Below are 13,251 nucleotides of genomic sequence, written 5' to 3' on the forward strand. Positions count from 1 at the left end.
GCGCTCATCCTAGGAAGGCCCGCGACTGGCATCCTGGGCGGAGTGACCACCTCCCGTGACGAGGCCCGGGTCGAGGCCGAGCTGCTCGCCCGCTGGCCCGAGAGCCGGCTCGAGCCCAGCCTCACCCGCATCTCGGCCGTGCTCGACCTCCTCGGCTCCCCGCAGAAGGCCTTCCCGGTCATCCAGGTCACCGGCACCAACGGCAAGACCTCGACCGCGCGGATGGTCGACGAGCTGCTGCGCGGCTTCGGGCTGCGCGTGGGCCGGTTCACCAGCCCGCACCTGGAGTCCATCCGCGAGCGCATCGTCGTCGACGGGCGACCGATCCACGCCGACCGGTTCGTCGAGGTCCACGACGACATCGCGCCCTACGTGCAGATGGTTGACGGGTCCTCCGACGTCCCGATGTCCTTCTTCGAGGTCATGGTGGCGATGGCCTACGCGGCGTTCGCCGAGACCCCGGTCGACGTCGCCGTCGTCGAGGTCGGCATGGGCGGCACCTGGGACGCCACGAACGTCGCCGACGCCCGGATCGCCGTCGTCACCCCCGTGTCGATGGACCACGCCGAGTACCTCGGGCCCGACGTCGCGACGATCGCGACCGAGAAGGCCGGGATCATCAAGCCTGCGCCGCCCACCGAGGACGGCGTCCCGGGGCCCGACGTCGTCGCCGTGCTGGCCCACCAGCCGGCGGGTGCGCTGGAGGCCCTGGTCCGGCGGGCCGTCGAGGTCGACGCCACCGTCGCCCGCGAGGGCACCGAGTTCGGCCTGCTCGAGCGCACCGTCGCCGTCGGCGGCCAGCAAGTCCGCATCCAGGGCCTCGGCGGTGAGTACCCCGAGGTCTACCTGCCGCTGTTCGGCGCCCACCAGGCGCAGAACGCCGCCGTCGCGCTCGCGGCCGTCGAGGCGTTCCTGGGCGCGGGCTCGGCCAGCGGGCCGGTCGACCCCGAGGTCGTGCGCGCGGCGTTCGCCGCCGTCCGCTCGCCGGGGCGGCTGGAGCGGGTGCGCAGCTCGCCGTCCGTGCTGGTCGACGCCGCGCACAACCCGGCCGGCATGGCCGCCACCGTCGCCGCGGTCCGGGAGTCCTTCGACTTCACCCGGCTGGTCGGGGTCGTGGGCTGCGTCGCCGGCAAGGACGTCGCCGGGATGCTCGCCGAGCTCGAGCCGCTGTGCGCCGAGCTGGTGGTCACCCAGAACAGCTCCCCGCGGGCGATGCCGGCCGACGAGCTCGGTGCCCTGGCCGTCGACGTGTTCGGCGCCGACCGGGTCAGCGTGCACCCGCGGCTCCTCGACGCCCTCGAGTCGGCCATCGAGCTGGCCGAGGCCGGCACCGACCACGCCCTGGGCGGCTCGGGTGTGCTGGTGACCGGCAGCGTGATCACCGCGGGGGAGGCCCGCACGCTGATGGGCGGGAAGAGGAAGTGACCGCACCGCGGGCGGCCGACCCGGCCCGCGCGGCCAAGGCGCTCTCGGGTGCGGCCGCGGCCGTGCTGCTGCTCGAGGGCATCGCGGTGCTGTTCGTCCCGCGGGGGATCGTGCAGTCCGACGGGCTCGGGTGGGTGCGGCTCACCGTGCTGCTGGTGCTCGCGGTCGTCCTGATCCTGTCCAGCGGCATCCAGCGTCGTCCTCGTGGCCTGCTGATCGGCACCGTGCTGCAGGTCCCGCTGCTGCTCACCGGGCTGTACTCCAACGCCATGTGGTTCGTCGGCGGGGTCTTCCTGCTGGTCTGGCTGTACCTGCTGCAGATCCGCAAGGACCTCGTGGGGTCGCCGTTCGGCCCGGTGCCCGACCCGCCGGCCCAGCCCTGAGCCGAGGCGGCACGGCGTCCGGTCGGCCGGGCCCGGACCACGGCCGGGTCGGACTGCCGATGGAGTGGGGGGACGTCCTGTCCCGGAGGAGCGTGCGGGATGCGGGGAGCTGTGCGAGGACGTCGACGGGGTGCCGTGCTGGTGCTGGCGGCGGTGGTGCTGGCCGGGTGCGGTGGTGAGGCCCCCGTGCCGGTGGCGGCCCCGACCGGGACCACCACCGCCGCGCCGACGACGGCCGCCCCGGTGACCACCGCGGCGCCCCAGCCGGTGGCGCCGCTCACCGGGCTGCCGGTCTCGGCGGTCGAGGCCCGCGCGGCGCTGGCGGTGAAGATCGAGAACCCGGCGGTGGCCCGCCCCCAGGCCGGGCTGACCGAGGCCGACGTCGTGTGGGAGCAGGTCGTCGAGGGCGGCATCAGCCGGTTCGTGGCCGTCTACCAGTCGCGGCTGCCGGCCTCGATCGGGCCCGTGCGCTCCACCCGCCCGATGGACCCGGCGATCGCCGCCCCGCTGCACGGGCTGTTCGCCACCTCCGGCGGGCAGGGGCAGTACCTGTCGGCCGTGTCGGCCTCGGGTCTGCAGCTGTTCAGCTTCGACGCCGGGGACGACGGCTTCGCCCGCCAGGGCCCCCGACCGGCCCCGCACAACGTCTACCTGGACCCCGCCGCGCTCTACGCCGCTGCCGACGCGGACCACCGGACGCCGCCGGCCCCCCAGTTCGGCTACGCCCCGACCGCGGGTACCCAGACCACCGTGGCGCAGGGGACCGCCGCGAGCGGGGTGGACCTGCAGCTCTCACCCGTCGCCGCGCCGTCCTGGCGGTGGGACCCGGTGGCCCGCACCTGGGCGCGGTCCGAGGCCGGCACCCCGGCCACCGCCGCGGACGGTGTGCCGGTGACGGCGACCGACGTCGTCGTCCTCCGGGTCGAGGTGGTGGCCACCGACGCCGTGGACCCGGCCGGCAACCCGGTGCCCGAGACGTTGCTGGCCGGACGCTCCGGCGAGGGCCTCGTGGCCACCGCCGGCCGGACCGTGCCGATCACCTGGACGAAGGGCGCCGAGGGCGACCCGATCGCCCTGGTCGCACCGGACGGCAGCCCGGTGCTGCTCGCGCCGGGCACCACCTGGGTGGAGCTGGTGCCCACCGGCAGCGGATCGGTCACCGTCGTTCCGTAGGCTGCGGCCTCGTGACTGAGCGCACCCTGATCCTGGTCAAGCCCGACGGCGTCGCCCGCGGCCTCGTCGGCGAGGTCGTCGGCCGGCTGGAGGCCAAGGGCCTGCGGCTGGTGGCCGCCGAGCTGCGCACCCTGCCGCGGGAGACCGCCGAGCAGCACTACGCCGAGCACAGCGAGAAGCCGTTCTTCGGCTCGCTGGTCGACTTCATCACCGGCGGCCCGCTGCTGGCCCTGGTCGCCGAGGGCCCGCGGGCCATCGAGGCCTTCCGCGCGCTGGCCGGCGCCACCGACCCGGTGAAGGCGGCGCCGGGCACCATCCGCGGCGACTTCGCCCTCGAGGTGCAGAACAACATCGTGCACGGCTCGGACTCTCCCGAGTCCGCCACCCGCGAGATCGGCCTGTTCTTCCCCGCTCTGTGACCCGACGGGGTCCCGGGGACACCCTGGGGCCCCGTCGCGGGCGACTACCCTCGGGCGCGCTATGACTGTCGAGAGCCTGTACCCCCGTCTCGAGCCGCTTCTCGCCCAGGTGCAGAAGCCGATCCAGTACGTCGGTGGCGAGCTCAACGCCCAGACCAAGCCGTGGGACGCCGTCCGCGTGCACTGGGCGCTCATGTACCCCGACGCGTACGAGGTCGGGCTGCCCAACCAGGGTCTGATGATCCTGTACGAGGTGCTCAACGAGCGCGCCGACGCCCTGGCCGAGCGCACCTACGCGGTGTGGCCCGACCTGGCCGGCCTCATGCGCGAGCACGGCGTCGGCCAGTTCACGCTCGAGAACCACCGGCCGGTCCGCGACTTCGACTTCCTCGGCGTCAGCTTCGCCACCGAGCTGGGCTACACCAACCTGCTCGACGCCCTCGACCTCGCCGGGGTCCCGCTGCACGCGGTCGACCGCGACGAGACCCACCCGGTCGTCGTCGCCGGTGGGCACGCCGCCTTCAACCCCGAGCCGGTGGCCGACTTCGTCGACTGCGCGGTGCTCGGCGACGGCGAGCAGGTCGTCGGCGACATGACCGACGTGCACAGCGCCTGGACGGCGGAGGGTCGGCCCGGTGGCCGCACCGAGCTGCTGGCCCGGCTGTCCCGCGTCGAGGGCGTCTACGTCCCGCAGTTCTACGCCGTGAGCTACGCCGCCGACGGCACCATCGCGTCCTTCACCCCCAACCGGGACGACGTCCCCACGCGGGTCGCCAAGCGCACCGTGATGGACCTCGACGAGTGGCCCTACCCGAAGCAGCCGCTGGTGCCGCTCGCCGAGAGCGTGCACGAGCGCATGAGCGTCGAGATCTTCCGCGGCTGCACCCGGGGTTGCCGGTTCTGCCAGGCCGGGATGATCACCCGCCCGGTGCGCGAGCGGACCATCACCGGCATCGGCTCGATGGTCGACGCCGGCCTGCGCGCCACCGGCTACGAGGAGGTGGGCCTGCTCTCGCTCAGCAGCGCCGACCACTCCGAGATCGGGCAGGTCGCCAAGGAGCTCGCCGACCGCTACGAGGGCACCAACACCGGGCTGTCGCTGCCCTCCACGCGGGTGGACGCCTTCAACGTCACGCTGGCCAACGAGCTGTCCCGCAACGGGCGCCGCTCCGGTCTGACCTTCGCCCCCGAGGGCGGCAGCGAGCGCATCCGGCGGGTGATCAACAAGACCGTGTCCAAGGAGGACCTGGTCCGCACCGTCACCACCGCCTACGCCAACGGCTGGCGGCAGGTGAAGCTGTACTTCATGTGCGGTCTGCCGACCGAGACCGACGAGGACGTCCTGGAGATCGCCGAGCTGGCGGTCGAGGTCATCCGCGCGGGCCGCGAGGCCGCGGGCAGCAAGGACATCCGCTGCACCGTCTCCATCGGCGGGTTCGTGCCCAAGCCGCACACCCCGTTCCAGTGGGCGGCGCAGGCCTCGGCCGAGACCATCGACCACCGGCTGCGGGTGCTGCGCGACGCGATCAACGCCGACCGCCGCATCGGCCGCTCCATCGGGCTGCGGTACCACGACGGCAAGCCCGGGGTGATCGAGGGGCTGCTGTCCCGCGGCGACCGCCGGGTGGGCCGGGTCATCGAGCGGGTCTGGCGCGACGGCGGGCACTTCGACGGCTGGAGCGAGCACTTCTCCTACGACCGGTGGGCAACGGCCGCCGCCGAGGAGCTCGCCCCGTTCGGCGTGGACCTGGCCTGGTACACCACCCGCGAGCGCGGTGAGCACGAGCAGCTGCCCTGGGACCACCTCGAGTCCGGCCTGGACAAGGAGTGGCTCTGGGACGACTGGCAGGAGGCGCTGAACGAGGACGAGGTCGCCGACTGCCGGTGGACCCCGTGCTACGACTGCGGCGTCTGCCCGACGATGGGCACCGAGATCCAGATCGGCCCCACCGGCCGCTCGCTGATCCCGCTGGCCGTCGTCGGCGCAGGGCGCCCGCAGGACCCGGCGGTGGGTGGTGGCCCCCAGGTGGACGTCGCCGTCGACGCCGCGGTGGCCGACCCCGTGCACACGCACTGATGGCCCGCCAGCCCGACGGCCCCCCGCCGCCGCCCACCGTCCAGCGGCTCCGGCTGCGCTACACCAAGCGCGGCCCGCTCCGGTTCGCCTCGCACCGCGACCTCGCGCGTGCCCTCGAGCGGGCGCTGCGCCGGGCCCAGGTGCCCATGGCGTTCTCGGCCGGCTTCAGCCCGCACCCGAAGATCAGCTACATGGGTGCGGCGCCGACCGGGGCCGCCTCGGAGGCCGAGTACGTCGAGATCGGGCTGGCCGAACGGCGCGACCCCGAGGCCGTGCGGGTGGCCCTGGATGCCTCGCTGCCCCCGGGCATCGACGTGCTCGAGTGCGTCGAGGCCTCGGCCGGGGGCGGCGCGCTGGCCGACCGGCTGGACAGCACCCGCTGGCGGATCGACCTGGCCGGTGTCGAGGTCGACGAGCTCGACGCGGCCGTGCGGGCGCTGCTCGCCGCCGAGACCGTGGTCGTGGCCAAGCGCACCAAGAACGGCCCGCGCGACATCGACGCCCGGGCCGCCGTCGTCTCCGCTGCGGCGTCGGGGGAGGCAGGACGTGCCATACTGCACGTGGTCGTCCGGCAGGTAACACCTACCGTTCGACCGGACGACGTGTTGGCCGCACTGGCTGCCGTCGCCGACCTGCACCCGCCGTTGCCCCCCCGGGCCGTGCGTGAGGCGCAGGGCCGGCTCGACGACACCGGTGAGGTGGCCGACCCGCTCGGACCGGACCGCGAGGCCGGCTCCCGCTGCCAGGGGGAGCCCCAGCCGGTCTGACCCGGTGGGGCCGGCCGCCCGGGCCGACGCAGGACGTCGCCCCGCACCGCGAACTGCCAGCCGCGGCGCACACCAGCCTTCGCACCACCGCTCCACCCAGCGAGCCAGCACCACCGAGAACCTGCACCAGCACCACCGGGACCCGATCACGTGGCCGGGTTCTGGCACCAGACTTCAGCGGGCCCCGGTACGCCATCTCGGCGGACCGACCCGCCCGACCCGTACCCCTGTGCGGCCGCCGACCGTCGACGACGACCGGCGCCCGGGGGTGCACCAGGAGGCGAGCCCTTCGTGGCCGACACCGACGACAACACCACAGCAGAGCCCACCACCGACGGGGTGGGCGAGCAGCAGGACACCACCCCGCCCGACATCCCCGCGGGCGAGCCGGCTCCCGAGCCGACCGACGAGGAGCCCGCCGTCGAGGACTCGGCGGTCGACGAGACGGTCGTCGCGGAGCCGACCGAGCTGCGCCTGCAGGCCGACGCCGAGACCCTCGAGGCCGCGGCGATCCCGCCGACCAGGGCGCAGGACGCCCCCGACGAGGCGCCGCGGTTCGGCGCCCAGTTCAGCTCGCCCGAGCCCACCACCGTCACCGCCCGGCCGCGTCGCCGCGCCACCCGGCCGGCGCTGGCCGCCGACCCGGGCTCGGTCGAGCCAGCTCCGGCCGCCCCGCCGACCGCACCGGCCTTCATCGCGTTCGTCGCGGCCCCGGCCGACGCCGAGCCCGCCGCCCCGGCCACCCGCCGGCGCAGCCGCCGCACCCAGGCCGAGACCCCGGCCGAGCCGACGGAGGTCTCCGAGGTCGCCCCGGAGGCCACCGAGGAGCAGGACGAGTCGGCCGGCCGTCCCCGCCGCAGCCGCTCGCGGCGCAAGCCCGCCACCGAGGTCGACCGCCCCGCCGACGACGAGTCCGTCGTCCTGCCGGCGCCGGACGCCGAGGACGAGAACACCGACGACGCCGACACCGACACCGACGCCGACGACGCCGAGGACCGCGGTGGTGACGGGGCCGGCAGCCGTCGTCGTCGTCGCGGCCGCCGTGGCCGTGGCCGTGGCCGCACCGGCGAGGACGACGACGGTGCCGACGACACCGACGCCGCGCAGGACGACGCAGCCGCCGAGGGCGAGGACGCCGAGTCCACCGACGACGACGGCGACACCGACGACGGGGCCGACGCGTCGGGCTCGGGCACGCGTCGGCGCCGCCGGCGTCGTCGCCGCGGTGGCGAGTCCACCGGGTCCGACACCAGCGACAGCACGGACGACGACCGCCCCGAGCGCGCCGGCCGCAACGGCCGCGACTCCAGCGACGACGCCGTCAAGGGCGTGGCCGGCTCCACCCGGCTCGAGGCCAAGCGCCAGCGTCGGCGGGACGGCCGGGACACCGGTCGCCGTCGCGCGCCGATCCTCAGCGAGTCCGAGTTCCTGGCCCGTCGCGAGGCCGTCGACCGCTCGATGGTCATCCGCCAGCAGGGCGAGCGCACCCAGATCGCCGTCCTCGAGGACGACGTCCTGGTCGAGCACTACGTGACCCAGGCGCAGTCGGCGTCCTTCGCCGGCAACGTCTACCTGGGCCGGGTGCAGAACGTGCTGCCCTCGATGGAGGCCGCGTTCGTCGACGTCGGCAAGGGCCGCAACGCCGTGCTCTACGCCGGTGAGGTCAACTGGGAGACCGCGGGGCTCTCGGGCAAGTCGCGCTCCATCGAGCAGGCGCTGAAGTCCGGCGACAAGGTCCTGGTGCAGGTCACGAAGGACCCGATCGGGCACAAGGGCGCCCGGCTGACCCAGCAGATCAACCTGCCCGGCCGCTTCCTGGTCTACGTGCCCGGCGGCTCGATGACCGGGATCAGCCGCAAGCTGCCCGACAACGAGCGTCAGCGGCTCAAGGACATCCTCAAGAAGATCGTCCCCGAGGACGCCGGCGTCATCATCCGCACGGCCGCCGAGGGGGCCTCCGAGGAGGAGCTCACCCGCGACGTCGCCCGGCTGCAGGCGCAGTGGGAGGTCATCCAGACGAAGGCCGCCTCGGCCTCCTCTGCCCCGACGCTGCTGTACGGCGAGCCCGACCTGGCGATCCGGGTCATCCGCGACGTGTTCAACGAGGACTTCAAGCGGCTGGTCGTGCAGGGCGACGACGCGTGGGACACCGTCGAGGCATACGTCGCGCACGTCTCCCCGGAGCTGTCGCAGCGATTGGAGCGGTTCATCGGCAACGGTGACGTGTTCCGCGACCTGCGCATCGACGAGCAGCTGCTCAAGGCCCTGGACCGCAAGGTCTGGCTGCCCTCGGGCGGGTCGCTGGTCATCGACCGCACCGAGGCGATGACCGTCGTCGACGTCAACACCGGCAAGTTCACCGGCTCGGGCGGCAACCTCGAGCAGACGGTCACCCGGAACAACATCGAGGCCGCCGAGGAGATCGTCCGCCAGCTCCGGCTGCGCGACATCGGCGGCATGATCGTGATCGACTTCATCGACATGGTGCTCGAGAGCAACCGCGACCTGGTGCTGCGCCGGCTCACCGAGTGCCTGGGCCGCGACCGCACCAAGCACCAGGTCGCCGAGGTCACCTCGTTGGGCCTGGTGCAGATGACCCGCAAGCGCGTCGGGCAGGGCCTGCTCGAGGTGTTCAGCGAGAACTGCGAGCACTGCCGCGGCCGCGGCGTGGTCGTGCACCTGGATCCGGTGGACGAGAAGAAGCGCTCCGGCGGCCAGAACGGCAACGGCAACGGCAACCACGGTGGCCACGGCACGCCGGGGAACGGCGGCCAGGGGAACGGCGGGCACGGCAACGGCAACCAGGGCGGCGGCCGCGGCCGGGGCGACGACCGGCCCACCGAGGCCGTGCAGGCCGCGCCGGCCGAGGACGACGCACCGGCCACCGGCCCCGAGGGGGACACCCCGCAGGAGTCCACCGGCCGGTCCGGTCGGCGCAACCGCGGACGCCGCAACCGTGGCCGCAGCGGTGACGACCAGGTGGCCGAGGACGCCGCCGTGCTCGCCGCGAGCCACGGGGACGACGCCCAGGTGGACGACGCCGACGACACGGTTCCTGACCTGCAGGACGGCGGCCAGGGCGAGAAGGCCGGTGCCGTCGAGCCCGACGAGGTCGTGCAGGCGGTCGCCGAGGTGACGCAGGACGAGGTCGAGCCGACCACCGCCGAGCCGGCCAGCACCGAGCCGGCCAGCACCGAGCCGGCCAGCACCGAGCCGGCCAGCACCGAGCCGGCCGCCGAGGAGCCGACCGCCGTCGACGACTCCGGCCCGCTCGTGGTCGACGGCGTGCCGCCCCAGGTGCAGGTGCAGGACGCGCCGGTAGCCGTGGAGCAGCCCGCCGAGCAGCCCGAGCCTCCGGTGGTCGACGAGGCCCCGGCGGCGCCGGTCGCCCGTCCGCGCCGTCGCCGGGCGGCCAGCCGCCCGGCCGGACCGCCCGTCGAGTGACCCGTTCCGGTGCCGGTGACGACCTGCTCGTCGCCGGCACCGGGCCGCGGACGCCGGACCCGACGAGAGGTCCGGCACAGGGGTTCGACCCGGCCCGCACCGCTCGGGTACGCTAGCCGGGTTGCTCCGTCCGGAGTGGCTGCTGCCCTGCGCCTCGTGCGCGGAGACGGCGGGCCCCGGGTGATCGAGCAGCCCGTCCCGCACACCGGTTCGCGCCGGGGTGCGCCCAGGACAACGAAGACCTATCGAGGAGTCAGTGGTGTACGCAGTCGTCAAGGCCGGTGGGAAGCAGCACAAGGTGGCTGTCGGTGACCGGTTCACCGTCAACCGTCTCGCGGGCGCAGCCGGCGACACCGTCGCGCTGCCCGTGGTGCTCCTGGTCGACGGCGACACCGTCACCAGCGACGCCGACGCGCTGGCGAAGGTCACCGCCACCGGCGAGATCGTCGAGCACGGCAAGGGCCCGAAGATCAAGATCCACAAGTTCAAGAACAAGACCGGCTACCACAAGCGCCAGGGGCACCGTCAGCCGCTGAGCGAGGTCGTGGTCACCGCCATCGGTTCCGAGAAGAAGGGCTGACGCCGCCATGGCTCACAAGAAGGGCGCATCGTCGTCCCGCAACGGTCGCGACTCGAACGCCCAGCGCCTCGGCGTGAAGCGCTTCGGCGGCCAGGTCGTCAAGGCCGGCGAGATCATCGTCCGCCAGCGCGGCACCCACTTCCACCCCGGCCTCGGCGTCGGCCGCGGCAAGGACGACACGCTGTTCGCCCTCACCCCGGGTGCGGTCGAGTTCGGCCGTCGCGGCGGCCGTCGGGTCGTCAACGTGCAGCTCGTCGAGCCCGCCCTCGAGCCGGCTGTCTGAACCTGCTCCACCAGCACCACCTGTTCCATCCGGGCCCGGCGGGAGATCCTGCCGGGCCCGGTCCCATCCGTACGGCCGTTTGACGTGGAGAGGCGGCGATCATGGCCGCTTTCATCGACCGGGTGACCGTGCACGTGTCCGCAGGCAACGGTGGCCACGGGGTCAGCTCCGTGCACCGCGAGAAGTTCAAGCCCCTCGGTGGCCCCGACGGCGGCAACGGCGGCGACGGCGGCGACGTCGTCCTCGAGGTCGACGCCAGCGTGCACACGCTGCTGGACTTCCACCACCACCCGCACCAGAAGGCCCCCAACGGCAAGCCCGGCGCGGGCAGCAACCGCAACGGCGCCCGCGGCGAGGACGCCGTGCTGCGTGTGCCCGAGGGCACCGTGGTCACCACCGCCGACGGCGAGGTGCTCGCCGACCTCATGGGCGTGGGCACCCGCATGGTGCTGGCCGCCGGTGGCCGGGGCGGGCTGGGCAACGCCGCGCTGGCCAACGCCCGTCGCAAGGCCCCCGGCTTCGCCCTGCTGGGCGAGCCCGGCGAGGCGGTCGACGCGGTGCTGGAGCTCAAGAGCGTCGCCGACGTCGGCCTGGTCGGGTTCCCCTCGGCCGGCAAGTCCTCGCTGGTCGCCGCGATGAGCGCCGCCAAGCCCAAGATCGCCGACTACCCGTTCACCACGCTCGTCCCGAACCTGGGCGTGATCCGCTCCGGCGACGTCACCTACACGATGGCCGACGTCCCCGGGCTCATCCCCGGCGCCTCGACCGGGCGTGGGCTGGGCCTGCAGTTCCTCCGGCACGTCGAGCGCTGCGCCGTCCTGGTGCACGTGGTCGACATGGCGACGATGGAGCCCGGCCGCGACCCCGAGAACGACATCGCCGCGCTCGAGCACGAGCTCCGCGAGTACGACGACGAGCTCGACCTGGTCGGCCGACTCCGCATCGCCGTGCTGAACAAGATCGACGTGCCCGACGGCCGCGAGCTGGTCGACCTGGTCCGCGGCACGCTCGAGGCCCGTGGCCTCGAGGTCCACCCGATCAGTGCCGTCACCGGCGAGGGCCTGGCCGAGTTCGGGTACGCGCTGGCCCGTGCGGTCGAGGCGCACCGGGCCTCGCTGCCGGCCCCCGAGGCGCTGCGCATCACCCTCACGCCCAAGGCGGTCGACGACGGCGGCTTCGTCGTGCAGCCCGACCCCCGCACCGACGGCTGGATGGTCGTGGGTGTGCGCCCCGAGCGCTGGGTGCGGCAGACCGACTTCAGCAACGACGAGGCCGTGGGCTACCTGGCCGACCGGCTGAACCGGCTCGGTGTCGAGATCGAGCTGGCCAAGGCCGGTGCCCGCCCCGGCGACGCGATCACCGTCGGCGACGTCACCTTCGACTGGGAGCCGACGCTGCCCGCCGGCACGCTCACCGTCGAGGAGACCGCGGGCCTGGGTGGCCGCGGCACCGACGTGCGGCTCGAGACCAACGCCCGCCCGCGGGCCGACGAGCGCCTGGCCGCCAAGCGTCGTCGGCGCACCCCCTACGAGCTGCTCGAGCCGGAGGACGACGACCCCAGCTGGGACGACGCCCCGTGACCCGGGAGGCCGTGGCCGCCGCCCACCGCGTGGTGGTCAAGGTCGGGTCCTCCAGCCTGACCTCCCTCGAGGCCGGCCTGGACGAGGGCCGGCTGCGGGCGCTGGTCGACGTCCTCGCCGCGCTGCGCGCCGCCGGCCGGGACGTCGTGCTGGTCTCCTCCGGCGCCATCGGCACCGGGTTGGCCCCGCTGGGCGTCACCGGCCGCCCGCGGGACCTCGCCACCGCGCAGGCCGCGGCCAGCGTCGGCCAGCTGCGGCTGATGCGCGCCTACGCCGATGCCTTCGCCGAGCACGGCATCACCGTCGGCCAGGTGCTGCTCACCGCCGACGACCTCACCCGCCGCGGGCACTACCGCAACGCCCGGCAGACCGTCGACCGGCTGCTGGCCCTGGGTGTGCTGCCGGTGGTGAACGAGAACGACACCGTGGCCACCGAGGAGATCCGGTTCGGCGACAACGACCGGCTGGCCGCGCTGGTGGCGCACCTGGCGGTGGCCGACGCGCTGGTCCTGCTGAGCGACATCGACGCGGTCTACGACGGCGACCCGCGAGTGGGTCCGGCCTCCCGCATCGACACCGTCACCGGCCCCGACGACCTCGCCGCGGTGGTGCTCGGCTCGGCTGCGCGCAACGGCGTGGGCACCGGGGGGATGGCCACCAAGGTCGAGGCCGCGTTCATCGCCGCGCAGGCCGGGGTGCCCGTCGTCGTCACCTCGACCGCGCAGGCCGCCGCCGCGCTGGCCGGCGAGCCGGTCGGCACGCTGTTCGCTGCCCACGGTCGTCGTCCCTCCGCCCGGCAGTTCTGGCTGCGGTACGCCTCCCGGCCGCGCGGCCGGGTGCTGCTGGACGCCGGAGCCGTGGCCGCCGTGCGCGAGCGCGGTGCCTCGCTGCTGGCTGCCGGGGTCACCGGGGTCACCGGCGAGTTCCTCGCCGACGACCCGGTCGAGCTGGTCGGACCCGACGGGGTCGTGGTCGCCCGCGGGCTGGTCTCCTACGACGCCCGCGAGATGCCCGGCCTGGTCGGGCGGTCCACCGGTGACCTGGAACCCGACCACCGGCGCCCGGTCGTGCACCGCGACGAGATGGTGCTGGTCCGGGCCTCCGTCGGCGCCTGAGAGGA

The 13,251-nt window shown here is 74.4% G+C and carries 11 protein-coding genes; all 11 read left to right on the forward strand.

The window, feature by feature from the left end; genetic code table 11:
* The first annotated feature begins 42 nt into the window (after window positions 1-42).
* The 11 genes from BLS67_RS10955 to proB all read left to right on the forward strand — a co-directional run bounded on the left by BLS67_RS10955 (window position 43) and on the right by proB (window position 13,246).
* Window positions 43-1,425 (forward strand): bifunctional folylpolyglutamate synthase/dihydrofolate synthase, encoded by a 1,383-nt coding sequence (locus BLS67_RS10955; protein WP_207500484.1) that lies wholly within the window; start codon window positions 43-45, stop codon window positions 1,423-1,425.
* Window positions 1,422-1,808 (forward strand): DUF4233 domain-containing protein, encoded by a 387-nt coding sequence (locus tag BLS67_RS10960; protein WP_091244628.1) that lies wholly within the window; start codon window positions 1,422-1,424, stop codon window positions 1,806-1,808. Before BLS67_RS10955 ends, BLS67_RS10960 begins: the two co-directional genes overlap by 4 nt.
* 99 nt (window positions 1,809-1,907) lie before the next feature.
* Window positions 1,908-2,981: a DUF3048 domain-containing protein gene (locus BLS67_RS10965; protein WP_091244631.1), complete on the forward strand. Its 1,074-nt coding sequence runs from the start codon at window positions 1,908-1,910 to the stop codon at window positions 2,979-2,981.
* Window positions 2,982-2,992: 11 nt separating this feature from the next.
* Window positions 2,993-3,400 carry a nucleoside-diphosphate kinase gene (ndk, locus tag BLS67_RS10970; protein ID WP_207500485.1) on the forward strand — a complete coding sequence of 136 codons (408 nt, stop codon included), beginning with the start codon at window positions 2,993-2,995 and terminating at the stop codon, window positions 3,398-3,400.
* A gap of 61 nt (window positions 3,401-3,461) precedes the next feature.
* On the forward strand, window positions 3,462-5,477 hold the full coding sequence (locus tag BLS67_RS10975) for a TIGR03960 family B12-binding radical SAM protein (protein ID WP_091244633.1): 2,016 nt from the start codon (window positions 3,462-3,464) through the stop codon (window positions 5,475-5,477).
* Window positions 5,477-6,244, forward strand: a complete 768-nt coding sequence (locus BLS67_RS10980; protein ID WP_091244636.1) for a TIGR03936 family radical SAM-associated protein — start codon at window positions 5,477-5,479, stop codon at window positions 6,242-6,244. Before BLS67_RS10975 ends, BLS67_RS10980 begins: the two co-directional genes overlap by 1 nt.
* A gap of 291 nt (window positions 6,245-6,535) precedes the next feature.
* Window positions 6,536-9,688: an Rne/Rng family ribonuclease gene (locus BLS67_RS24075; RefSeq protein ID WP_242653990.1), complete on the forward strand. Its 3,153-nt coding sequence runs from the start codon at window positions 6,536-6,538 to the stop codon at window positions 9,686-9,688.
* Window positions 9,689-9,947: 259 nt separating this feature from the next.
* Window positions 9,948-10,268 (forward strand): 50S ribosomal protein L21, encoded by a 321-nt coding sequence (gene rplU / locus BLS67_RS10990; protein ID WP_091244639.1) that lies wholly within the window; start codon window positions 9,948-9,950, stop codon window positions 10,266-10,268.
* 7 nt (window positions 10,269-10,275) lie between these two features.
* On the forward strand, window positions 10,276-10,551 hold the full coding sequence (gene rpmA / locus BLS67_RS10995) for a 50S ribosomal protein L27 (RefSeq protein ID WP_091244642.1): 276 nt from the start codon (window positions 10,276-10,278) through the stop codon (window positions 10,549-10,551).
* Between the two features lie 101 nt (window positions 10,552-10,652).
* Window positions 10,653-12,131 (forward strand): GTPase ObgE, encoded by a 1,479-nt coding sequence (gene obgE / locus BLS67_RS11000; RefSeq protein ID WP_091244645.1) that lies wholly within the window; start codon window positions 10,653-10,655, stop codon window positions 12,129-12,131.
* Window positions 12,128-13,246, forward strand: a complete 1,119-nt coding sequence (gene proB / locus BLS67_RS11005; RefSeq protein ID WP_091244647.1) for a glutamate 5-kinase — start codon at window positions 12,128-12,130, stop codon at window positions 13,244-13,246. Before obgE ends, proB begins: the two co-directional genes overlap by 4 nt.
* Window positions 13,247-13,251: the final 5 nt, after the last annotated feature.

The organism is Klenkia soli (genome assembly GCF_900103975.1).
Classification (GTDB): domain Bacteria; phylum Actinomycetota; class Actinomycetes; order Mycobacteriales; family Geodermatophilaceae; genus Klenkia; species Klenkia soli.